The sequence below is a fragment of the Priestia sp. FSL R5-0597 genome, assembly GCF_038006305.1.
Classification (GTDB): Bacteria; Bacillota; Bacilli; order Bacillales; family Bacillaceae_H; genus Priestia; species Priestia zanthoxyli.
On sequence record NZ_JBBOUZ010000001.1, the window covers coordinates 2,540,617 to 2,560,575 of the forward strand.

The following is a 19,959-nucleotide window of genomic DNA, read 5'->3' on the forward strand; positions in this document are numbered from 1 at the left end:
TTATTGGAACTATTTAATTGTTTATTTAGCACATAGTTTTTTTAGAAAGTTTTCCTTTTCAAAACAATTGGATATCTCATTTGTTTTACGGCACACTACTAAAAAAGAGTAAAAGGAGAACATTTATGCTTCATACTGCTTGGAAAGGTAAAATCAGCTTTGGATTAATTGACATCCCTATTAAACTGCACGGAGCAATTGAAGAAAAAGATGTAAAGCTGCGCACACTGCACTCCGTTTGCCATACACCCATTCATCAAGAAAAACATTGCCAAACGTGTGGACGAGAAGTAGAATCCGATGAACTGGTTAAAGGATACGAAACCGCGACCGGTCAGTTTGTTGTACTTTCACAACAGGAAATTGACCGTGTCAAAGAGCCCTTTGCAGCAAACAAAGCTGTTGAATTGTTGCACTTTGTTTCGTTAGATGACATTGATCCCCTGTTTTTTGATAAGCCCTACTATATTTCTCCTGAAGAAACGAGCCTAAAAGCTTATTATACGTTATTAAATGCACTTGAAATAACGTATAAAGTCGGTATTGCCAATGTATTTTTATATTCCAAACAGCAAATCGCCATTATTCGTTCCGTGGGCGGCTCTCTCGTTCTTCACACGATGCATTTTGAAGAAGAACTTCGTTCAGTCACAGATGTGCCTAACTTATCTACTACTTCTTCTGTTAATGAAAGTGATACACAAGTGACGGTGGAATTAATTGATAAGCTATCTACTTCTTTTAATCCATCTATTTACAAAAACAACTACCGAGATGCCTTACAAAGCGTCATTCAACAAAAAATAAAGCAAGGCGAAGTTACAAAAGTAAGCGGAAGCGAAGAACGAGATATTCGACATTTAATGGAAATGTTAAAGGTGAGCATAGATCCTTCTACTTTACAACCGACAAAATCAACAGCAGAGAAAAAAACGTCATCCTTAAAAAAGAAAGCATAAAAAAAGCTAACGAAGAAGTTCGTTAGCTTTCATTTGCAACAGAAGTCTTAGGAACAATAGCTCCATATGACGCCGGTATTTTTAAATATTGCGTTACTTGATCATTTTCCACAAAAACAATAAAGTTATCTTTTTTATCTTTTCCAATACCTTTTGCTTTTGCTTCAGACCAATTGAAGCCCAGCTTTTCATTTACCTCACTGCGGGTCGTTTCCGGTCCAAAAACATATACTTTATCCCATCTAAAATCACATAATTCATTAAAATCAAGGATGGAAGCTTCTTCTTTACTTTGATTTGTTTTTTTAATTTCATTAATTACGGTTTGCTGAAGTTGCGCTTGGTTGCGTTCGCTGTATACCCTGTCAATAAAAAAAGTTGCCAATAGCGCTACTAACGTGAATAGTAGAATCTTTTTCACTTCGTTGTCCTCCTGATACGTTCTCTGCACATGATACGACTTCTTTTCGATACGGTTTTATTCTCTACTATTCTAGAAAATTCAACAGGAAAATACAACTAAAATCTCGAAATGTCATCAAAACATAAAAAACTTAACACTATGTCAACGCATAAAAAAAGGGCTTGTTCACGTTCTACCTATTTACCTAATCAGCGCTGAAAAGATTTGGTTCTTCCGTACAAATAGTTTTAATAAATTCTTCTACTAGCCCTTCCTCTCCCGGCAAAAAAGGCAGCGCACCCACTCCAACGCGTTCAATACTTTTATAAAAATGATGCTGCTTATAGCCTTCTGCTTTCCCTGGAAACAGCACAACCGCTGTTTGTACCGGTTTTATTCCATTTTCCTCTACAATAGCGTCTCGGTAACGGTGCATGGTATTAATATCTTCTTCTCTAGGAGAGGGCGTATCGTGATTTGGTTTGATACGATACTTAGCGTCAAAAAGATATACACTTTTTTTCTCCCCTTGCTTTACTTCAAGCAGCAAGTCCGGCTTTTGGATAACAGTATGAGTATGATGGTATTCTTTTTGATACCATAGCGTTACTTCTGCTTTTCCCACCTGAAAACGATGGTAAGAGGCCTGCACTCTGACATTCAACCCTTGTTCTGTCGTTGTCATGATGTTTTGTTCTATTCGTTTGCCGTAAATTTGCAACTTCTTTAAAAGACTAACATACGTCCAGTATTCATAGAGAGTTGCGATATCTTTTAATGAAAGGTGGTAAAACTCTCCGTTAAGAGCCAACCCTCGCGTTAAGAACATAAAGTATCTGCTTGCTTCCCGGTAGCGGGGTGCCGTACGGAGTGTAGAAGGAAGAGTTGAAACTTGTATGGTCTTCACTCTTTGCCAGAACACATTGTTTAGCAGCCTTTTTAATTCGGTATGATTGGTTTCTAGAGCCGACACCGCTTCTTTTTTTACATATCTATCTTCTATCAATTTGTCAATTAGTGTAGTTAGCTTGTGATACAGCTGCGTCATCATCCATTTAACACTTTGATTTTCCAAATTATCATAGATAGCTACATGTCTTGTGCCAATTGCTTTTGTAGGTACTACTTTTATATGCCGATTAATTTTAATTCCTCTGCTTGAAGATGCAAGATAGGTAGGGTGTGTTCGGACAAATGATATAGCCTGGCTATCTTGTTTTTTTATTTGATCTCCTCTCATGAGCTCATGTTCAACTTTTACCGATTGAAACGGCTGATTCTCAATCTGACGAACAGAATGAAGAAAGGGTTTCATATAGTGAGAGAGCACATGATAAAATTCCGTCCATGTTGCTTGTTTAGACCAAACCGATTTTGCTTCAATATACGTTTTACGGAGCATATCGTATGCCAAATCATGAATGTATCCGTTCACTTCATCAACCATGCGTACATAATCTGTCTTGTAGCTCATCTTTGACGGGAAAATTTCAAGAGTAAAAGACAGCTCTTTTTCTATTTCACTGTAGACATGAAACGTAGAATACCCTACCTCATTTTGAAAGCTTATATTTCCTGTTAAAATGTAGGGAAATCCTACGGTTTGAAAACTTTGTTCAACTGCTTTTGAGTCGTGATTAACAAACAGACTTGTTTCATTTTTTGAAACAACTGTAATTTGATAGGTTTCATTTTCAAAAAATAAAGGCTCAAGCGGCGGTTTGGAAGTCATCATGCCTTTTGTTTGATTTAGTACTTTTACATGTGTGATTCCTTTTCCCGTACAAGAAAAAAACATCACTTCTTCTGCAGATTTTATTTTTTTCTTATTCTTTCCTTTTATAACCACCGTACACGTATCGGTTTCAATTTCAACGTACGGTATTAATCCAAAATGACGTGTATCCGTATACTTCAAAACGTCTCATCATCTCCATTATTTTGCGTGCACTTTTAGGAAATCTCATCCCGTCTGCGTTGACAACAGCTGTCTCAAATTCATCATCGAGCAGCGTATTTGTACAGTAATAATAAAGATTTTTTAATAGGTCAAATGTGTAAGCATCGCTTCCTGAAATACGAGGCAAAACTTTTTGCAATATCTGAAAATCAAACGCCTGATCAAATGTAAACACTCCGCTTTTCACTGCGTAAATTAGATAAAAGCATATTTCGTCGCGTACGCGGTAACCTATTTGCAAATCGACTTCTGTAAGCATCTCGTTGACGGTTAGCAGTTCATTTGTTACTTCGTGAATGAGCTCAGCATGTTCAACATACGCATCTTTTAAGTGAACGTATTGACTTTGAATTTGTACATTTTCAATACTGTGCCGAGATGGATCTCTATCATCTAAAAAATCAAAAGAATCTAGCTGAATCTTATTCAGCTCAATGGTGTTGGTACGATCTAACAACTTTTGACTAAACCCATGAGTTGTTTCATCCATATTAATGGTACCGATAATGAGAAGGTTAGATGGCAAATAAATATCTCGGAACATCTTATGTCCAGGAAATAACGGAGCCGTTTTGATTTTCCCTTTTGACCAGCTTCTGCTTTCCATCACGCTTAAAATATCGCTAAAATAATGTTCAACTCGAGCTAAGTTCATTTCATCCAATATGGCAACATATGTGTAAGCTGGATGCTGAATGGCTTGCTGCATAATCGACAGAAACGATCCTCTGCGAAAATCTCCTCTTAAATCAATATACCCTAATAAATCTGAACTATCGTGCCAATCGGGCCGAACTGGAATAAGCACTTGTCTGCCATTTTCAATCGTGGCACCGATACTATCTGCTAAGAGCTGCGCAAGCTTTGTTTTTCCCGTCCCGCTCATTCCTGATAAAACAATAAAAGGCTTGGTCTTTAAAGCAAAGTAGGCGTTGGCTATATCTTGTCGTTCGTATGTAAATCCAGATTTCTTAATATACTCATGAATGTGGACGATGGCGTCTTTATCGCCAATCATCTCTTTGCTCATTCCGTATGTTTTTATATACTGTTCATGCATACTCAGCAGTAAATGCAAATCATCTTGAAGCTGATCATTATTAGGTAAGTCTGCTATATTGTAAGGAAGGTAAAGAGCTACTCTATCCTCAAAGCTTTTCGCTTCCATGCTTGTACCAATGACAATATGATTATCTTTCAATACGCGGGCATGTTCAGGAGTAAAAAAACGAATGTCTTTCAGATCAGTTCCTTCCCCTGCATCTCCTTTCATCATGACTAAGTAAATGCGCTGACCGTCTTCACTGAATAAATATGCTACTATCACATCACTCTCTATATTCTTATTAGCAAGAGTCACGTAAGGAAATGTTTCAGCGTGGTGGCCCGATATACGCATTTCTTCTCGATTTATATGCTCCAATCGATAAAGAGAAATCGGAAGCCGGCGTGTAATCATATTTTCTACTTCGTGTTTTACAAGTACGTCTCCACCCATTTGTTTATAATGTTCAGCTACATAAAGCAGCCGATCGCGCAAACTCATCGAATTCTCTCCTTTCTGCCTTCACTGCAGTTTGTAAAAATAAAAAGCATCGTCAGTTGACCACGCAAAAGTTTCGTTTCTTTTATTATAGACGCTTTCTTCGTATCGTAAGCTATTTTATAACGTTAGAAAACACTACATTATTCTTTTCTCTACATATATGTTTATGTTCATTTTAATGAAACATGACCGAAAAGAAAAGCGTTAGGGGCTTAATGAATGAAGAGGTAATGATACGAACAGAAAAATAGGCAGCTTCTGTACACAGTGATACAATCGCCATTATGCTACATGATTATTTGATGTCTGATGCTTTTGGCTGAGTAAAGAAAAAAATAAAAATAATCAGCGGCAGCGCGATAAGAAAAATACTCGTCTCTGAAGGTCTTACTGTAGGTATATCCGTTAATGACATCTTAATCAGTCCTTTGTAAATTTTTCAACTAAGTCAGGATTTACATAAAAATGTTTTGATACGGTACGATGAAAAAACTGAGAGGATTGATTTAGTTCACTTAATGCAGGTTCTGTTTTAGGAACGCCAAAAATAGGTCCACTTACATTAATGGTAAACCTTCCAGAAGAAATAAAGGCGCCCGACACATTGATCTGGTTATTAAGCAGCAACGCCGCAAGAATCACATCAATCATATCAATAATGATATTAATTCCCGCATCTCCGTCTTTTCCTTCTATTCGGCTAGTTCCTGTAATAGGTCCCCCTACTGAAATACGAAAAGCTCCGGGTGTCACAAATACGCCTATAATTGTTATTTGGCCAGTTAATAATAATATAGCTGTTACTACATCCAGATTTCGTTGAATGGCAAAGATCAGTTCCCTTTCTTTGTCAAAGCCGCTTTTCCATTCCACATTCTCCACACCCTTAGCACATACTATTCTAAACACGTGTAAATGTTATTCTATTTTTTCTTTTTCCCGTCTCACTCCCGCTCCGAAAAGTGTAAAACAGATTTTACTGCGTCTTCAATTTCTTTATACCCTGTACATCTGCATATATTGGAAGCAAGCCACTCCTTTATAATATTGTCACTGCCTGAAGGATGGTGTTTGGAAAGCAAATGAGCATTCATGATAAAACCCGATGTGCAATAACCGCACTGAAAAGCAAAGTGTTCAATAAAAGCTTTTTGCATAGGTGAACTCTTCAGCCCTTCTATAGTCATTATTTCTTTCTCTTCTGTTTCTGCCGCTAACATGAGACAAGATTTCATTGGCCGCTGATTTATCCCTACTGTACAAGCCCCACAGTCCCCGTTTAAACAGCCTGGTTTTGCTCCGGTAAGGCCCAGCTTTTCTCTTAATACGTAAAGCAACGTATCTGCTGTTCGGATATCAACCATTTTTTCTTCACCGTTAACCTTTAGCTTAATTGTTATTCTATACCGTTCATCTTTTAGCACGTTACGTTCCTCCCAGCTCTGTGAAAATATCAAACAATAAATTTTTAATCACAAATTTGCGATAGCGATTCGACCCTTCCCCATCATTTAAAATTGGAGCCGGTATATAATCAAGAGCATTTTGAATTCGAGCTTCTAATGGCGTTTCTTTATGATTTAGCACTTCTTCTATTTCTGCTGAGCGAAAAGGAAACGAACATACTCCGCTGAAAGCTACTCGGATGGTTCCTTCTGTTTTTAACGCTGCTATTGTCACTAATGGATATCCTGTATCCCACTGCTGGCGTTCTTTTATACTCATATATGGCAGGGCAGCGTACTTCTTTTCAACAAACACCTGAACAAGAAGTTCTCCGTTTTCCAGCTGCAAACGCCGGTTAAAAAGGTCGTGAATCGAATAGATATTGGTTCCAGCCGGACCTGCCACTGCAAGTTGACTATCTGTTAAAAGCAGCGGCAATACCGCTTCTCGATAAAAAATATGCCCACAAATATTTCCTCCTAGCGTTATTTTATTTCGAGCCGTGTGATCAGCCACTTCGCTAGCAGACTTACTTAATAAAGGAAACAAATTTTTATCTTCCAGTTCAGTTAACGTTACTCCTGCACCAAAAATCATCCAATCTTCATTAGCTTCGGTTTGTTGAAATTCAGGTATATTTTTTATATCAATAACAGCATGGGTAACAAACAAACCCAATCTGCCTAATGTCAGAATTTCGGTACCGCCAGCATAATACCGCGGCTGTTTGCCTTGATTCTCTAACTCTTGAAACAAGGCAACTGCTTCTGAAACAGTTCCAGGTTTGTGATATTCAAAGTCAAATGAAATCATCAGCATTCCCTTCTTTCATTCTCCAAATCAATTCTGGAATAAGCGGAAGTTGGTTTAATTCTGTTTCTGCCGCCACCGTTAAGCTGTTTCCTAAAGAAGCCGGCATACCAAGCAGCCCGTGTTCTCCGACTCCTCTAGCTCCGTACGCCGCATCTAATTGAGGCGTATGAATAAAATCTACTACGTACTCCGGATGCTCTCCGTAGCGAAGAGGACGATATTTCCGAAGCTGAGGATTTAAAATACGGCCATTTGAATCAAACCAAAATGTTTCTCTGCCTGCAAACGATAGCCCCATACTCATCGCACCCATGACTTGCCCGCGTGCCATTTTCTCGTTTAGCACGGTTCCTATATCAATAACAGAGACAGCTTTTACAATACGATATCTATACGTTCTAGGATTATATTCCACTTCAACTCCTTCAGCTGCTACCGTCCATTCAGGCCCCGGACGCCCAGCTCCCGTTTCTTTATCCAAGTAGGTCATCCCTCTTAAAATATAGTTGCCTCTCCCTATAATTTGCCCTCCAATTGCATTTCCGTTCGGATATTTATAGCCATATACAATTTCTTTAAAGGCCAAGGATGTTTCAGGCTCATCCCGTAAAAAAACTTTCTCATTTTTTATTTCGATATCTTCCTCAGAAGCTCGAAATATACAAGAAGCTATCTTTTTTAATTGATTAATCACATCTTCAGCGGCTTCTAAAACCGCTCTTCCTGCCATAAAAGTGCCTCTGCTAGCCACCGTTTTCCAATGTTCAGGAGTCGTTTGAGTATCTACTTCCATTCGCACATGAATGCGTTCCACGCGCATCTGCAATTTTTCAGCCAGTATTTGCGCGAGCACGGTTTTCGTTCCCGTGCCTAATTCAATAACGCCAGACATTAAATTCACGCTTCCATCCGGATTGAATGTGAGAATAACACCGGAACCTGCGTTTGTTTCAATGGTAGAGGTTTTCCAGACGCAGCTAATCCCCTTAGCAGTAATAAGGCCGTTTTCATGCACCGTTCTCTGTCCTTCCTCCCATTTGATCAGCTGCTTCAAGCGACGAATACATTCTGGTAAGTTACCCACGCTGCTAGACGTTAAACGTACTTGCGTAGGCGTAGTATCGCCCGGCAAAATAGCATTTTTTTCTCTAAACTCCAAAGGATCTATACCTGCTTTTTTAGCAAGGATGTCCATCGTGCGCTCGAACGCAAATAATAGTTCTGAGTGGCTGAATCCTCGAAAAGGAGAAGCGTAAGGGTGATTTGTATATACACATAATGAATCACAAAAAATATGTTCAAGACGATAAGGTCCTGTACAGTCAGCTGCTGCAGCTTTACTCAGGTCCGTTCCTTTATCTGCATAAGCACCGCTGTCAAACAAATAAAGAATGTCAGCAGCCTGCAAGAGTCCCTCTTTGGAACAACCTAACTTAATTTTGGCATCTAGACCTATGTGAGCAGGCGAAGTGAGCATATCTTCTTCTCTTGTATTTAATATTTTAACCAGTCTTCCACCAACAGCTTTTGAAGCTATATATGCAAGCAACTCCAGCTGGACAGCTGCTTTTCCTCCGTAGCCTCCTCCTACTAGCGGTGTTTCAACGATCACTTTTCCCGCTTCAATTTCAAAGTACTCACTGATTAATTTTTTCACCATAAAAGGAGCTTGAGAAGAAGTGATAATTTTAACTAATCCATTCGGAAGAATTTCAGCAGCGGCACTTCTTGTTTCCATTGCCGCGTGATCTGAAGGAGATAGAGAAAACGTTTCTTCAACTATTAACTCACTTTTTTGCCAACCTTCTTCCATATTGCCTTTTCGTATTTTGACTCTGTTTGCTACGTTGGTGCCGGGCTCTGGATACACCGTTTCATCATGCTTGTAGATGTGCATATGTTCATGCACTAAAGGAGAATCCGGCTCAATAGCGGCGCTAGGAGAATGAACGACAGGTAACGGCTCATATTGAATATGAACAGCACTCGCCGCACGCTCAGCGAGTGCAGGAGTCTCTGCTACTATAAGGACTACGGCTTCTCCGTGATACCGCACTTTTTCAAACGCAAGCGGTCGCCGGTCACGAACTCCCTCTCCGGTTAACGGCAAATGCTCACCCGTCACAACTGCATGAACACCGTGAGTAGCGATCGCTGCTTGAATGTCTATTGCTTGAATTCTTGCATGAGCGTAAGGACTGACTACTATTTTGGCGTGAAGGGAACCTTTAAAACTGTAATCATTCGTGTACCGAGCTGTTCCCGTCACTTTTTCTAACGCATCTTTTCGAATCACGCTTTTCCCAATAACATCCACTCTTTTCACCTCCGTCAATCAAACCCGTCTACATTTCTCTTTATATATCTTTTTAATGCGTTCATACGCTTGTTTTGTATCAACATCCATGAAAAGAGAAGCGTCGGTACATTCATAAGACATTCCATTTCCAGGTCCGTTTTGTCTTATGATTTTTCTTGCTCCTTGATCTCCTTGCAGCTTATCCAAGCTTGAAAACATTTGTTTTGAAAATAAAACCGGTGCTCTGGCAATTCCTTGATAAAAAGAAGAAATAAACGGAGCGGAGGAATGGTTCTCAAACAGAGAAACAAATGTATCTATCAGCACGATACTTATAAGAGGCTGATCTGCCAGCAGCACAATAATAGCATCAGCGCTTAATTCTTTTGCTTTTTTTAATCCGCATTTTAAAGACGCAGACTGACCTTTTAAGGCGCTACTACAAGAAGTATGACTCCACTTCTGCTGATATGCTTCTGAAAAAAGAATAGGGTCAATCCACTCAAGAGAATCTCCTTTCTTTGTGACTACTATCGTATGATTTACTTTTGAACAAACCGCTGTTCGTAAAGCTTTACTCCCTAAACATCCATTCCCTAAAGGCAGCAGCAGCTTATTGCTGCCCATCCTTTTACTAGCTCCCGCGGCAAGATAAACAGCAACAATATTTAACCCGGACATTTTCACCCCTTTTTTTCATCATACATTCGGAGGATCTCAATTAATTCAGCTACAATACTAACCGCAATTTCCTGTGGTCCTACCGCTCCTATAGAAAGTCCCACGGGCGAATGAATATGGGAAGGAATATCGGTATTCAATAATCGAAGCGTTCGCTTTTTAGACCCTAAAACTCCTATATACTTCACAGGACTTGATTTTAATAGCGAGAGAATTTCTTGATCGCGATAAAAATTATGCGTCATAATCACAACAAAATCATCGCTCTGAACGGACAAGTGTTTCTCTACTTCCTCCGGGAATCCAATCTGTATTTCCTCTGCTAGCGGAAAATGTTCCTTATTACATAAAGCCGGTCTCCAGTCGCATAAAGTAACAAAAAACCCCGTATTGGCAGCAAGTGATACTAAATATTTTGCATCAGCACCTGCTCCCCATATAATTAGACGAGGCTTCGGTTTATATAGATGAGCATATGTGAGCAGAGAGCAATTTGAAAGTTGAATGCCGCTCTTTCTCCCATTCCAATCATCTGTTGCAAAAGATGATTCGTCGCTATTTGCACCAAATGTTTGGCCCGTCTTTTCTACATAAAAAGAGGTTGTTTGAACAAAGTCTTTTTCTAATTTTTTAATATGCAAAACAGGATTTCGGTTATCTAAATGGCGTTTTACCCGCAAAAGATCTTGCTTCGTCTTCGCAGTTACAGGCTCTAGGAGAATATAGAGAATTCCATTGCAGCCTGCTCCTTGTCCCCACCCCGCATCACCTCCTTCTTTTAAATTGTACGTAACGGTTAATACGTGCTCAGTGTCGAACAACTCTTTTACGCGCTCAGCAAGATCTGCTTCCACACAACCAGCGCTTAACATCCCAATGTTCTCCCCGTTTTCTTGAAACAGCATGGACGTTCCTTCTTTTAAATAAGAGGATCCTTCTACATGAATAATCGTTGCCAACACGCTTTTTACTGTTGATTTTTCTACAGTATGTAAAATGTCGTGCATTTTTATTATTTCCTCCTTTTACTACTGATTTTTTAAAATCTTTTCACGTTTTGTGGAGAACTAAAATACGCTACAGTAGACTACTTCTACTCTCGGAATGAATCCATGTATTATTCATATTTTCAACGAAGTTACAATAAGCTTTTAAAGACTTAGAAGAACTGTCGTTTGAAAGGAGAATAGTATGCTATTTGACTCAACAAAAATCAACTTAGGAAAATTGAACGTTCGCAGTGCTGATCAAGCAAGCAGTATTTCTATTGGAAATACGTCAAAAGTTACAAGGTATGTCACAGCAAAGAAAAATCAGGCCTTCGGACAGCAGCTCGCTGATCAATGTTTTTCAGCAGGATCTGCTTACAAAACTGTAGATAATGATTATGTGGATGCATTTGCAACAAAAAATGATAAATAAGGAGGAAACCATATGATTTTTTCACCTATGGTCATTAACTTACAAGCCTTCAAAGTGAACGTTCTGGATAATTCATCCGTTTTAAGCATAGGACCTAATCAGCAGCTTGACGTGTTCGTATCTTATAAACGTAATCAAGGACTAGGAGAATCAAACGGAGATTTTTCTCCAAACGTAACTCCGTTCTCATGGATTATAGATTCAGACGTAAACGATTCAAACTCAGTTAAAAACAGCGTAATTTAAGCTTCTACACCGCCTCTAACGAGCATGACTAGCAGCATACCTTCATCTATTCGTCTACTAGTATTCAACCTGATGCCTAATAAATATAACCTGCGTCTGAACTGGCTATATTTATTAGGCTCTTTCTATGAAATGGGTACTTTTTGAAAAGACGATGGGCTATCAATTTGATCACGATCATCAACACAGCTTCTCGTTCCTATAAACCCGCTATCATCACCGAAATTTTGCCCAAACCCCTGTGTTTTTTTATCTGAATTATTCCAGTCTGCTAGTAAATTCTGTCCGATATTTACCGCAGACGCATTTTCAAAGGAATTTATCTTTAGCATTAAAATATTAATATTTATAGATGCACCTGACATTTAAACCACCCCCTTTTCAAACTATATTCAAATTCCATCTTTTTATGATGTGTGGTAAGGAGGAAACCATATGGACTTTGATAAACTTATGCAGTGGATGGAATTCGCTAAAAAATATCAAACAAACGACTTTTGGAACGGTGTTTTTGATCAAACTGCTTTTAACGAATTTATGAAAGAAAATATGGATATGACTGCTCAGGATTCGCATCAGGCTCCTCAACCTCCTAGAAGTAATTTTCCACCTATCGACATTTATGTTACTCCTCACGAGATCATTGTTATCGCTGACCTGCCTGGTTATCTAAAAGAAAACTTGCACGTTTCTGTTTCAGGCAGCCGGCTTCTATTAAAAGGCTCGCCCCACCCTTTCATTACAGGGCAGCCTGTTGTACAAGAACGACCTTCTGGAGATTTCAACCGAATTATCGAATTGCCTGAGCCTACAGATGCGCATCATCTGCGTGCAAAATTTGAAAATGGACTGCTTATTCTTTCTTATCACAGGCAGTTTTTTCAAGAAGAGCGTATTCATATTGAATAAGGTTTAGTAGTTTTACGAATGAAATGTAATGCTGCACATAAGCATTTATAAATGCAAAAAATTTAATATTAACCCCCAAACTGAATCAATATTTATTTATCTAACTGTGATTACAGAGGAAATAAGCCCAAGATGAGGAGAAGCGAAATGTCTATGAAAGGATTTTTTAACCCCAAACAGACTAACCAACATCTTCAAACTGAGCTAGCGGACTTCAAACATCAAATCAAGCGTATTAACACGCTTGAAGTTCACATGAACCGTTTTTTAAAACTCGAACCGCAAATGGGTTCTCTCATAATGTTCAAAAAAAAGCTGGAGGCTCAGCCAGTGCTTTCCAACGATTCTTCATCTTCACAAAGAGATGCTCACAAAAACACTGAACAATCATATACAAAAGACATGCAAGAGACTGCTAGGCAGCTTCATTTTTTAAAAGAAAAAGTAGCGCAATTGGAACAAATCATCTCCACGCAAAATCCTCGCGATAAAAAGAAAGAAGCTGTGCCTTATCCGGATATAGCTAGCTTAGTAGAACAATCTGTAGAGAAACAAATGGCTCCTTATGTCGAAAAAATGACCGAACTAGATAACAGAGTTTCAGCATTAGAGCAAAGCATGTCGCTTTTAACTGAAGTACAGGTGGACATGCTAAAACGTACGTCTTCTCTTCAAGAAGAAGTAAGATTGATTCATCAAAAAGCGGCACTTTTAGAAAATGCTCCTCCGCCTATTCATATTGATAAATTTTTTCTTGATAAATACGAACAAAACAACAATATTGGCCAAGTGGGCATTAAGGAGCTCGGAGGTGCTTTAAACATCGGAGCTACATACGGAAGCGGAGCTATACCAAAGGATTTCACGGACCAAATCCAAAAAGATATGGAAGAGTTAAAAAACGCTAAATCAGATATTTCTTCTGGTAAAACGAAGCCTGCACAAGAGGATAAAGAGAATTCTTCTTCCGCTTTCGAAAAAGAAGAAGCGTATACAGAAGTTCCTATTTTTGATGAAGATGATCCAAAGGAAGAGTCAGTCTAAAAAAGTTATAAAATTATATTTAGTTATGACTAGAATTTTTGCAAGCTATTCTTTACACTATAGGTAATAACTTCAAAAAAGGAGATATGCTGATGCCAAAGCTTTTATGGAGAATAGGTGCTGTCATGTTGCTAATGTGTGGAGGCTTTATCTTTTTATTTATTGCTGCTTCGCAAATGATGGTTCAGCAATACAAACCTTTTTTTAGACGCGAGAGTGCATAATTCTCGCGTTTTTTCATTGAATAATATCCTGTTTATGGTAATATATATATATATATATCAAAAAGATATAGGTGAGGAAAGTAAATGAAGGAAAATCAAACAACATATGCGATTTTAGGACTGCTTACCACTGAATGCAGAACTGGTTATGAAATTAAGCGGTTAATGGATCGAAGTTTAAATCATTTTTGGAAAATTAGCTATGGTCAAATTTATCCCACTTTACAAAAGCTTGTGAATGAAGAACTAGCAACGGTAAATTCCGTTGCTCAAACTGATAAACCGGATAAAAAAGTGTACGCAATAACAACTAAAGGAAAAGAAGTTCTGCAAGATTGGCTGCGTGAACCTATTAAGCAGCTCCCCTCAGAACGAAATGAACTTTTGTTAAAACTATTTTTTAGTAGTCACCAAGAAAAGCAGCTCACAATTTCGCAGTTAAAAAACGCTCAGCAGAAACTAACTGAACGCTATCACATGTATTGCGGAATTGAAGACAGCATTTCTAAAAGCCCTTCTCCTGACAGAACGTATTGGCTTATTACCCTAGACTACGGTAAACGAACAACTCGTGCTTCGATGGAATGGTGCAAAGATACGATTAATAAATTATATGATGAGGAGGCGCAGAATTTATGATTCATTCCAATCGTGTAATGGCTAAGCCCGGTCAGGATCTGGTCGTTTTTGTTATAGGAATGCGTATTAATAAATGGACAGCCGTACACAAATGGCTCCCTGTATTTAAAGCAATGCCTCCTATGATTCGAGAGTTGTATGCAAACAAAAATCTTGGCTTTTTATCTTTGCAAGGATCTTTTAATTTAAGAACCATTACGCTGATTCAATATTGGGAGTCAGTTGATCAATTGACCTCCTATGCCAAAGGTCCTCAGCACTTAAAAGCTTGGAATTCTTTTTATAAACAGGCTTCAAAAACGAATGCAGTTGGCATTTATCATGAAACGTACGTCATTCCTGCAGGAAATTATGAATCAGTATATGTGAATATGCCTTCGTTCGGCTTAGCTAAAGCGCTTGGATGTGAAACCATAACGAAGCATACTCAAACTGCTAAAAGGAATGGCACAGATGAAACATACGTTCACCCTAACAAAAGAAAAAAAACGAACCCTTGATTAACATGTTTGATCAAGGGTTCGTTTTTCACTTGGGCTAAAATACTTTTTCCTCAGCCTCTTCATTACACTTGTTATACATATATTTTCAGCATTTGATTGGCACCTTTTTGAAATTCATACGGGACATCTGCTATTTCTGTTCCTTTTACTAGAGGCGCAATCTCTTCTAAAAGCTGCGGCAAATAGGTAGAAATCTTGCCGCTCAGGTCCGTTAAAGGAAACAAGCGCACTTCCTCTTTTGTAACGCGTATCAGTTCTTTTAAAGCCTCTAAATGAAACGGATAATCTAACCGGTCGCTGTACATAAATAAAAAGTTTGCACAAAGCGTTAAATCAAATTCGTTCTTTTGAAACGGCAAATTAGGAAGCGCTCCGTACTGATAGGCTTCGGGGCTCTTTTTCATATGAGCAATACAATCTTTTAATGCTCTTTTTCGATGTTCAGTTAAATTATCAATAGATGAAAAATATTTCCACACATATTGCTCCTGTACGTGCTGCATTTGATTCATCGTATGAATTAAATCTAAGCTTCCCTTCTTTTCAAGCTCTTCTGCCGTAAATTTATAGGCAATATCACAGCTAGTAGCCTTCGTACCTTGCTGCAAGGCATGAGCAGTAAAAGAACAGGCTCCGCTAGCACAATCTAACACTTTTTTTCCTTTTAAACGCTTGTCATTCAAATTAAACATAGCTCTATACTCTTCAAACGTTCTGCCGATAAAAACAACTCGGTCAATTCCTAACTTTTTCTCTGCTAAACTCAACTCTACTCAGCTCCTATTTTTTACTTAGACCTTTATTTTACAGAAAATTGGATTAAATTCCAATAGTTTATGTAGTAATTAGGTTAATCACCATCTTTTGAAGCACTAAAAACAAGGCCCAACACATAACTCCTATGGATAAACTCACAAACAAATGAAGGGAGTTTTTTACACAAATATAGACGACAGCAAGTAATAAAATAGTGCCTGGGAGTCCATAAAGAACGCCAAGTGTAAACTGACTGACCACTTCCTTTTTTTCTCCTTGCACTGACAACCATATAATACTTAGTAAGCTCACAATTGGAAGAGCAGCCACGATTCCACCGTATGCCGGAAATCTTTTGGCCATTTCTGTTACCCCTGCAATAATAAGAGCCGACATTAAAATTTTGATGATACTATACATGTTCTGCACGCTCGCTCAATAACTGAAAAGCCTGTTGAATCAGCTGTTTTTCAGATGCTGTCATTTCGCGTAAAATAGCTGATACTTTTTCTTCATCCAAGCTTGAATTCCGTTTTAAGATGTCTTTTCCTGCTTCTGTTAAATGCAGAATTACTTTTCTTTCATCCTGTATATCTCTATTTTTATACACATATCCTTTCTCGATGCTTCTCTTTACATGTTCAGATGCCGTATTATGTGAAATAGTTAAATAATCTGCGATTTCTCTTATTCCAACCGAAGATGATTTGTCGATATGCTGCAAAAGACGTATGGTTTGGTGCGTAATTTTCTCTTGATGCGTATAGTGCAAATGATAATAAATAGACGTCCAATAGCTGTTTAACTCCTCTACTTTCATGATCCTGCTCCTTTATATCGTATTTTTAGTTATTATCGTATTATACGATATATATTACAGAAACGACAGCCAGTTTTCAATACTCCTTTCTTTTTATCTTGCATCTCACATAATAATACGATTTAACAGTTACACTAATTGTACACACTGTGAAAGGCGGTTGTATGACATTGATTCTTCGACTGTTAAAATGGGTTCCGAATCTCTTTACGATTGGAAATTTGCTAAGCGGCGTATTTTCCATAGCCTTTAATATGAACAGCTACGAACGCTTAGCTGCTCTTTTTATTTTTCTAGCCGCTTTTTTCGATTTATTTGACGGCAAAATTGCGAGAAAGCTAAAAGTTAACAGTGAGTTTGGTGTAGAGCTAGATTCTTTGGCTGATATTATAAGCTTTGGCGTAGCGCCTGCAATGCTATTTCATACTCTTTCTCCCCACTCTTGGCTAACGGTACTCGCTTTTATGATTTATCCAAGCATGGGTGCATTGAGATTAGCTAAATTTAGCGCAAATCCAACCGTAGGTTATTTTATAGGGCTTCCTATTCCTTTTCCTGCTCTAATTATCGCACTGCTTGGCATGTTTTATTATGTGAACCCTTATCTTATGATTATTTTAGCTATTTTGATGGTGAGTCCTATCCGGGTCATAAAAATTTAGATGCAATGAAAGACAGACAAAATGCCTGTCTTTTATAGTGCATTCCATTCTTCACACAGCATTTTATGCTTAAATCTCAGCTCATGTTCTCTTTTTTCAAGCTGAGCTTGTAAAGACAGCCACTCCTTATTATCAGGTGCTGAGCATAATTTTTCTTCAAGAGACAGTAAGGAATCCAGTACGTCTTCAAGCTGAGCAGCCACTTCTCTTTGCTGTTTCATGTTCATTTTTTTCAACAGTAGTTTTTCATTTTTCTTCATTTTTTTCACCTCTTTCTGTTCTTTACCCGATGATAAGTGTTTTAGTATGAAAAGCACATGATTAAAAATAGTTTTATCGTAGTAAAGACCCTTTAATAGCCTATTTTTTATCTTTCTTGATTATTTAGAACATAGTTTAACAAGATATAGTTACAATTAGTAATACTTTTACAAACCGTGATATACTAAAAAAAGAAAGGATGATGAATAGAGAATTATGCTGCAAAAATTTGGTTTTTCTCAGTATGAAAGTCAAGTATATGAAGCGCTGCTTGCGAATGAAGGTCCGCTGGATGCTAGTTCGATTGTCACGTATTCGCATGTTCCAAAAGCAAAGATTTATGAAGTACTTAATCGTTTAATTGATAAAGGCATTGTAGTAAATACATTGTCCGGGAAAAAGAAACTTTATTCAGCGGTAGCCCTTCAAACCGTCATTCAAAAACTTACTGCTGATTTTGAAAATGACATTAATGAATTAAAAACATATAAAATTAAAAGAACGTTTACAGATGATCATGTTTGGAGTTTAAAAGATAAATCCTCTATTTCTGCTCACATTGAACAGTTGATTCAAGAAGCGGAATCTTCTATTATTTTATCGGCTTGGAATGATGAGTTGGAACATTACCGCTCATTGCTAGAAGAAAAAGAGAAACAAGGCGTAAACGTCGAGGTCTTAACCATAGGAAACTTGCAGACTGCCCTCAAACATTTACATACATTAAATCCAATAGATGATCATAAAAACCTTGAGCCGTCGCAGTTGATTATTGTTGACGATGCCTACCTTTTATTTGCCGGCATTGAACATGAGACATGGAAAGCAATAAAAACCATGTCGCAGCCGCTTGTAAAAGTTTTTGCTGATTTCTTTTATCATGATGTCGCACTTACCCATATTACAAAGAAATATCAAGAGCAGCTTCTTCAGGATTCTGAGATCATGGAGCTGCTTACTCGACTGCGATATTAAAAAGGTTACTAATTCATTAGTAACCTTTTTAATATTACCTATTGAAATCCACTCTAAAAAAGGTTACTATTCTAGTTGTAACTTTTTAAAGAGGGGGTTTTTTGATGAATAAAAAAGTTTACATACTTGCGATTGCTTCTTTTGTTGTTGGAACGGTCGAATTAATTCTAGGAGGCATCTTGGACTTAATTGCCGATGCATTTCATGTATCACTAGCAAAAGCAGGTTATTTAATCTCTATTTATTCGTTTGTTTATGCTTTGTCTGCGCCGATTTTACTAAATGTGACGGCTAAGATAGAGCGGAAAAAAGTTTATATGTGGACATTATTTATTTTCTTATTGAGCAATGTATTTTCAGCCTACAGTTCAGGTTATTATATGCTATTAATCGGGCGTATCCTCGCTGCTGCGAGCGGCTCTTTTATTATTGTCCTATCTACCACAATGGCCTCTAGAATGGTAAAGCCTGAATATCAAGGCAGAGCAATTGGCGTTGTGTTTATGGGAATCAGCGGCTCACTTGTTTTGGGTATTCCTCTTGGTATTTTGATTGGAAATGCGCTTGGCTGGCGTCAAGTATTTGTTATGATTGCAATCTTAACTGCTATTATTATGATTACCGTTTGGTTTACAATGGAACGTCTAGCTCCCGCTCCAATTGTACCTTTAAAGACTCAGGTAAAAGCTTTACGCAATAAAAAAATGCTTGCTATTCACCTAGCAACATTGTTTGTACTGGCGGGTCATTTAACGCTTTATGCGTACTTCACGCCATTTTTACAAGAAACGCTAGGATTAAATACAACGATGGTGACCATTATTTATGGTATTTTCGGTCTTGCTGCAGTGGCAGGAGGAGGACTTGGAGGAGCTGTTTCTGATAGATGGAACCCTTCTTCGTCTGTTATCACCATGATTGCTCTCTTTTTTGTTAGCATGATTGCTATGCCTTTTGGCGTTCATTTGCCATTCGTTGTGTTCTTGCTTCTTATGATTATTTGGAGTGCGCTCAGCTGGGCGGTCTCACCGGCTCAAAGCAATTTAATTATTCATAGTGCACGCGACACGTCGGACATTTTAATCAGCACCAATGCAGCGATTTCACACGTAGGAATTGCAATCGGCTCCTATGTCGGAGGAATTGTCGTTAATCAATACTCTGTTATTTATAACGGCTGGGTCGGGTCTATTTTTGTATTGCTTGGTCTTTGCTTCTCTCTTTATGCGGTAACACGAACAGAAAGCACAGCAGATACGCTTCACAGTAAATAAGCTTTTACAAAAAGAGATTGGATAAAAATAATTTCATAAAAGTGAAACACGAACTATCTATCAAAAATGGATAGTTCGTGTTTTTTTATAATCATGGTGAACGCAGGTACTTATAGC

General features: G+C 38.1%; 25 protein-coding genes. 11 read left to right on the forward strand and 14 right to left on the reverse strand.

Annotated elements, in window-relative coordinates:
* The first annotated feature begins 125 nt into the window (after positions 1–125).
* Positions 126–959, forward strand: a complete 834-nt coding sequence (ku, locus tag MKX72_RS12930; RefSeq protein WP_155008077.1) for a non-homologous end joining protein Ku — start codon at positions 126–128, stop codon at positions 957–959.
* Positions 960–981: 22 nt separating this feature from the next.
* Here ku and MKX72_RS12935 read toward each other — a convergent pair whose 3' ends face one another.
* The 9 genes from MKX72_RS12935 to MKX72_RS12975 form a co-directional block, all read right to left on the reverse strand.
* Positions 982–1,380 (reverse strand): hypothetical protein, encoded by a 399-nt coding sequence (locus MKX72_RS12935; protein ID WP_014459877.1) that lies wholly within the window; start codon positions 1,378–1,380, stop codon positions 982–984.
* Positions 1,381–1,567: 187 nt separating this feature from the next.
* A complete protein-coding gene (locus tag MKX72_RS12940) occupies positions 1,568–3,280 on the reverse strand; it encodes a DUF2357 domain-containing protein (RefSeq protein WP_033579125.1) in 1,713 nt (570 codons plus the stop codon).
* Complete coding sequence (locus MKX72_RS12945) at positions 3,234–4,868, reverse strand: MrcB family domain-containing protein (RefSeq protein ID WP_155008076.1); 1,635 nt, start codon at positions 4,866–4,868, stop codon at positions 3,234–3,236. The genes MKX72_RS12940 and MKX72_RS12945 overlap by 47 nt, the downstream gene beginning before the upstream one ends.
* A 420-nt stretch (positions 4,869–5,288) precedes the next feature.
* Positions 5,289–5,741: a hypothetical protein gene (locus MKX72_RS12950; protein WP_372454456.1), complete on the reverse strand. Its 453-nt coding sequence runs from the start codon at positions 5,739–5,741 to the stop codon at positions 5,289–5,291.
* Positions 5,742–5,812: 71 nt separating this feature from the next.
* The gene (locus MKX72_RS12955) at positions 5,813–6,292 is read right to left on the reverse strand and encodes a (2Fe-2S)-binding protein (RefSeq protein ID WP_155008075.1); all 480 of its coding nucleotides are present in this window, start codon (positions 6,290–6,292) and stop codon (positions 5,813–5,815) included.
* A gap of 1 nt (position 6,293) precedes the next feature.
* A complete protein-coding gene (locus tag MKX72_RS12960) occupies positions 6,294–7,127 on the reverse strand; it encodes an FAD binding domain-containing protein (protein ID WP_155008074.1) in 834 nt (277 codons plus the stop codon).
* Entirely contained in the window at positions 7,114–9,444 is a 2,331-nt protein-coding gene (locus MKX72_RS12965) for a xanthine dehydrogenase family protein molybdopterin-binding subunit (RefSeq protein ID WP_033579130.1), read from the reverse strand. Before MKX72_RS12965 ends, MKX72_RS12960 begins: the two co-directional genes overlap by 14 nt.
* 18 nt (positions 9,445–9,462) lie before the next feature.
* A complete protein-coding gene (locus MKX72_RS12970; RefSeq protein ID WP_033579131.1) occupies positions 9,463–10,107 on the reverse strand; it encodes an NTP transferase domain-containing protein in 645 nt (214 codons plus the stop codon).
* Positions 10,108–10,109: 2 nt separating this feature from the next.
* Positions 10,110–11,114 (reverse strand): XdhC family protein, encoded by a 1,005-nt coding sequence (locus MKX72_RS12975; protein WP_155008073.1) that lies wholly within the window; start codon positions 11,112–11,114, stop codon positions 10,110–10,112.
* Positions 11,115–11,298: 184 nt separating this feature from the next.
* Here MKX72_RS12975 and MKX72_RS12980 point away from each other — a divergent pair, with 184 nt between their 5' ends.
* Positions 11,299–11,529 (forward strand): hypothetical protein, encoded by a 231-nt coding sequence (locus MKX72_RS12980; protein ID WP_033579133.1) that lies wholly within the window; start codon positions 11,299–11,301, stop codon positions 11,527–11,529.
* 12 nt (positions 11,530–11,541) lie between these two features.
* Complete coding sequence (locus tag MKX72_RS12985) at positions 11,542–11,775, forward strand: hypothetical protein (RefSeq protein ID WP_013057270.1); 234 nt, start codon at positions 11,542–11,544, stop codon at positions 11,773–11,775.
* 125 nt (positions 11,776–11,900) lie between these two features.
* On the opposite strand, the gene MKX72_RS12990 is transcribed toward MKX72_RS12985, so the two are convergent.
* Positions 11,901–12,140: a hypothetical protein gene (locus MKX72_RS12990; RefSeq protein WP_033579134.1), complete on the reverse strand. Its 240-nt coding sequence runs from the start codon at positions 12,138–12,140 to the stop codon at positions 11,901–11,903.
* 70 nt (positions 12,141–12,210) lie between these two features.
* Here MKX72_RS12990 and MKX72_RS12995 point away from each other — a divergent pair, with 70 nt between their 5' ends.
* The 5 genes from MKX72_RS12995 (at position 12,211) to MKX72_RS13015 (ending at position 15,091) form a co-directional block, all read left to right on the forward strand.
* Positions 12,211–12,684: an Hsp20/alpha crystallin family protein gene (locus MKX72_RS12995; RefSeq protein ID WP_155008072.1), complete on the forward strand. Its 474-nt coding sequence runs from the start codon at positions 12,211–12,213 to the stop codon at positions 12,682–12,684.
* 147 nt (positions 12,685–12,831) lie between these two features.
* Complete coding sequence (locus MKX72_RS13000; protein ID WP_155008071.1) at positions 12,832–13,728, forward strand: hypothetical protein; 897 nt, start codon at positions 12,832–12,834, stop codon at positions 13,726–13,728.
* Positions 13,729–13,820: 92 nt separating this feature from the next.
* Positions 13,821–13,952, forward strand: a complete 132-nt coding sequence (locus tag MKX72_RS13005) for a hypothetical protein (protein ID WP_013057274.1) — start codon at positions 13,821–13,823, stop codon at positions 13,950–13,952.
* 84 nt (positions 13,953–14,036) lie between these two features.
* Positions 14,037–14,591 (forward strand): PadR family transcriptional regulator, encoded by a 555-nt coding sequence (locus MKX72_RS13010; RefSeq protein WP_034266508.1) that lies wholly within the window; start codon positions 14,037–14,039, stop codon positions 14,589–14,591.
* Complete coding sequence (locus tag MKX72_RS13015; RefSeq protein WP_155008070.1) at positions 14,588–15,091, forward strand: DUF4188 domain-containing protein; 504 nt, start codon at positions 14,588–14,590, stop codon at positions 15,089–15,091. Before MKX72_RS13010 ends, MKX72_RS13015 begins: the two co-directional genes overlap by 4 nt.
* Before the next feature lie 74 nt (positions 15,092–15,165).
* Here the strand turns inward: MKX72_RS13015 and MKX72_RS13020 are convergent, their stop codons facing one another.
* The 3 genes from MKX72_RS13020 to MKX72_RS13030 all read right to left on the reverse strand — a co-directional run bounded on the left by MKX72_RS13020 (position 15,166) and on the right by MKX72_RS13030 (position 16,670).
* Positions 15,166–15,861 (reverse strand): SAM-dependent methyltransferase, encoded by a 696-nt coding sequence (locus MKX72_RS13020; RefSeq protein ID WP_033579140.1) that lies wholly within the window; start codon positions 15,859–15,861, stop codon positions 15,166–15,168.
* Positions 15,862–15,928: 67 nt separating this feature from the next.
* Positions 15,929–16,270 carry a DUF3147 family protein gene (locus MKX72_RS13025; RefSeq protein ID WP_047750859.1) on the reverse strand — a complete coding sequence of 114 codons (342 nt, stop codon included), beginning with the start codon at positions 16,268–16,270 and terminating at the stop codon, positions 15,929–15,931.
* On the reverse strand, positions 16,263–16,670 hold the full coding sequence (locus MKX72_RS13030) for a MarR family winged helix-turn-helix transcriptional regulator (RefSeq protein ID WP_034269240.1): 408 nt from the start codon (positions 16,668–16,670) through the stop codon (positions 16,263–16,265). The genes MKX72_RS13025 and MKX72_RS13030 overlap by 8 nt, the downstream gene beginning before the upstream one ends.
* A gap of 170 nt (positions 16,671–16,840) precedes the next feature.
* Here MKX72_RS13030 and pssA point away from each other — a divergent pair, with 170 nt between their 5' ends.
* On the forward strand, positions 16,841–17,332 hold the full coding sequence (gene pssA / locus MKX72_RS13035) for a CDP-diacylglycerol--serine O-phosphatidyltransferase (protein WP_182029361.1): 492 nt from the start codon (positions 16,841–16,843) through the stop codon (positions 17,330–17,332).
* 32 nt (positions 17,333–17,364) lie between these two features.
* Here the strand turns inward: pssA and MKX72_RS13040 are convergent, their stop codons facing one another.
* On the reverse strand, positions 17,365–17,592 hold the full coding sequence (locus MKX72_RS13040) for a hypothetical protein (protein WP_033579144.1): 228 nt from the start codon (positions 17,590–17,592) through the stop codon (positions 17,365–17,367).
* 217 nt (positions 17,593–17,809) lie between these two features.
* On the opposite strand from MKX72_RS13040, the gene MKX72_RS13045 reads away from it, so the two are divergent.
* Together MKX72_RS13045 and MKX72_RS13050 are read left to right on the forward strand one after the other, a co-directional pair.
* Positions 17,810–18,568 carry a TrmB family transcriptional regulator gene (locus MKX72_RS13045; protein ID WP_033579145.1) on the forward strand — a complete coding sequence of 253 codons (759 nt, stop codon included), beginning with the start codon at positions 17,810–17,812 and terminating at the stop codon, positions 18,566–18,568.
* Positions 18,569–18,672: 104 nt separating this feature from the next.
* Positions 18,673–19,842, forward strand: coding sequence for an MFS transporter (locus MKX72_RS13050; RefSeq protein WP_047750855.1), 1,170 nt, complete (start codon positions 18,673–18,675; stop codon positions 19,840–19,842).
* Positions 19,843–19,959: the final 117 nt, after the last annotated feature.

Bases quoted from the DNA above. Each gene is read 5' to 3' on its own strand.
- ku (WP_155008077.1), top strand. From the start codon at position 126: ATGCTTCATACTGCTTGGAAAGGTAAAATCAGCTTTGGATTAATTGAC.
- MKX72_RS12945 (WP_155008076.1), bottom strand. From the start codon at position 4,868: ATGAGTTTGCGCGATCGGCTGCTTTATGTAGCTGAACATTATAAACAA.
- MKX72_RS12960 (WP_155008074.1), bottom strand. From the start codon at position 7,127: ATGATTTCATTTGACTTTGAATATCACAAACCTGGAACTGTTTCAGAA.
- MKX72_RS12970 (WP_033579131.1), bottom strand. From the start codon at position 10,107: ATGTCCGGGTTAAATATTGTTGCTGTTTATCTTGCCGCGGGAGCTAGT.
- MKX72_RS12975 (WP_155008073.1), bottom strand. From the start codon at position 11,114: ATGCACGACATTTTACATACTGTAGAAAAATCAACAGTAAAAAGCGTG.
- MKX72_RS12980 (WP_033579133.1), top strand. From the start codon at position 11,299: ATGCTATTTGACTCAACAAAAATCAACTTAGGAAAATTGAACGTTCGC.
- MKX72_RS12985 (WP_013057270.1), top strand. From the start codon at position 11,542: ATGATTTTTTCACCTATGGTCATTAACTTACAAGCCTTCAAAGTGAAC.
- MKX72_RS12990 (WP_033579134.1), bottom strand. From the start codon at position 12,140: ATGTCAGGTGCATCTATAAATATTAATATTTTAATGCTAAAGATAAAT.
- MKX72_RS12995 (WP_155008072.1), top strand. From the start codon at position 12,211: ATGGACTTTGATAAACTTATGCAGTGGATGGAATTCGCTAAAAAATAT.
- MKX72_RS13000 (WP_155008071.1), top strand. From the start codon at position 12,832: ATGTCTATGAAAGGATTTTTTAACCCCAAACAGACTAACCAACATCTT.
- MKX72_RS13005 (WP_013057274.1), top strand. From the start codon at position 13,821: ATGCCAAAGCTTTTATGGAGAATAGGTGCTGTCATGTTGCTAATGTGT.
- MKX72_RS13010 (WP_034266508.1), top strand. From the start codon at position 14,037: ATGAAGGAAAATCAAACAACATATGCGATTTTAGGACTGCTTACCACT.
- MKX72_RS13015 (WP_155008070.1), top strand. From the start codon at position 14,588: ATGATTCATTCCAATCGTGTAATGGCTAAGCCCGGTCAGGATCTGGTC.
- MKX72_RS13025 (WP_047750859.1), bottom strand. From the start codon at position 16,270: ATGTATAGTATCATCAAAATTTTAATGTCGGCTCTTATTATTGCAGGG.
- MKX72_RS13030 (WP_034269240.1), bottom strand. From the start codon at position 16,670: ATGAAAGTAGAGGAGTTAAACAGCTATTGGACGTCTATTTATTATCAT.
- MKX72_RS13040 (WP_033579144.1), bottom strand. From the start codon at position 17,592: ATGAAGAAAAATGAAAAACTACTGTTGAAAAAAATGAACATGAAACAG.
- MKX72_RS13045 (WP_033579145.1), top strand. From the start codon at position 17,810: ATGCTGCAAAAATTTGGTTTTTCTCAGTATGAAAGTCAAGTATATGAA.
- MKX72_RS13050 (WP_047750855.1), top strand. From the start codon at position 18,673: ATGAATAAAAAAGTTTACATACTTGCGATTGCTTCTTTTGTTGTTGGA.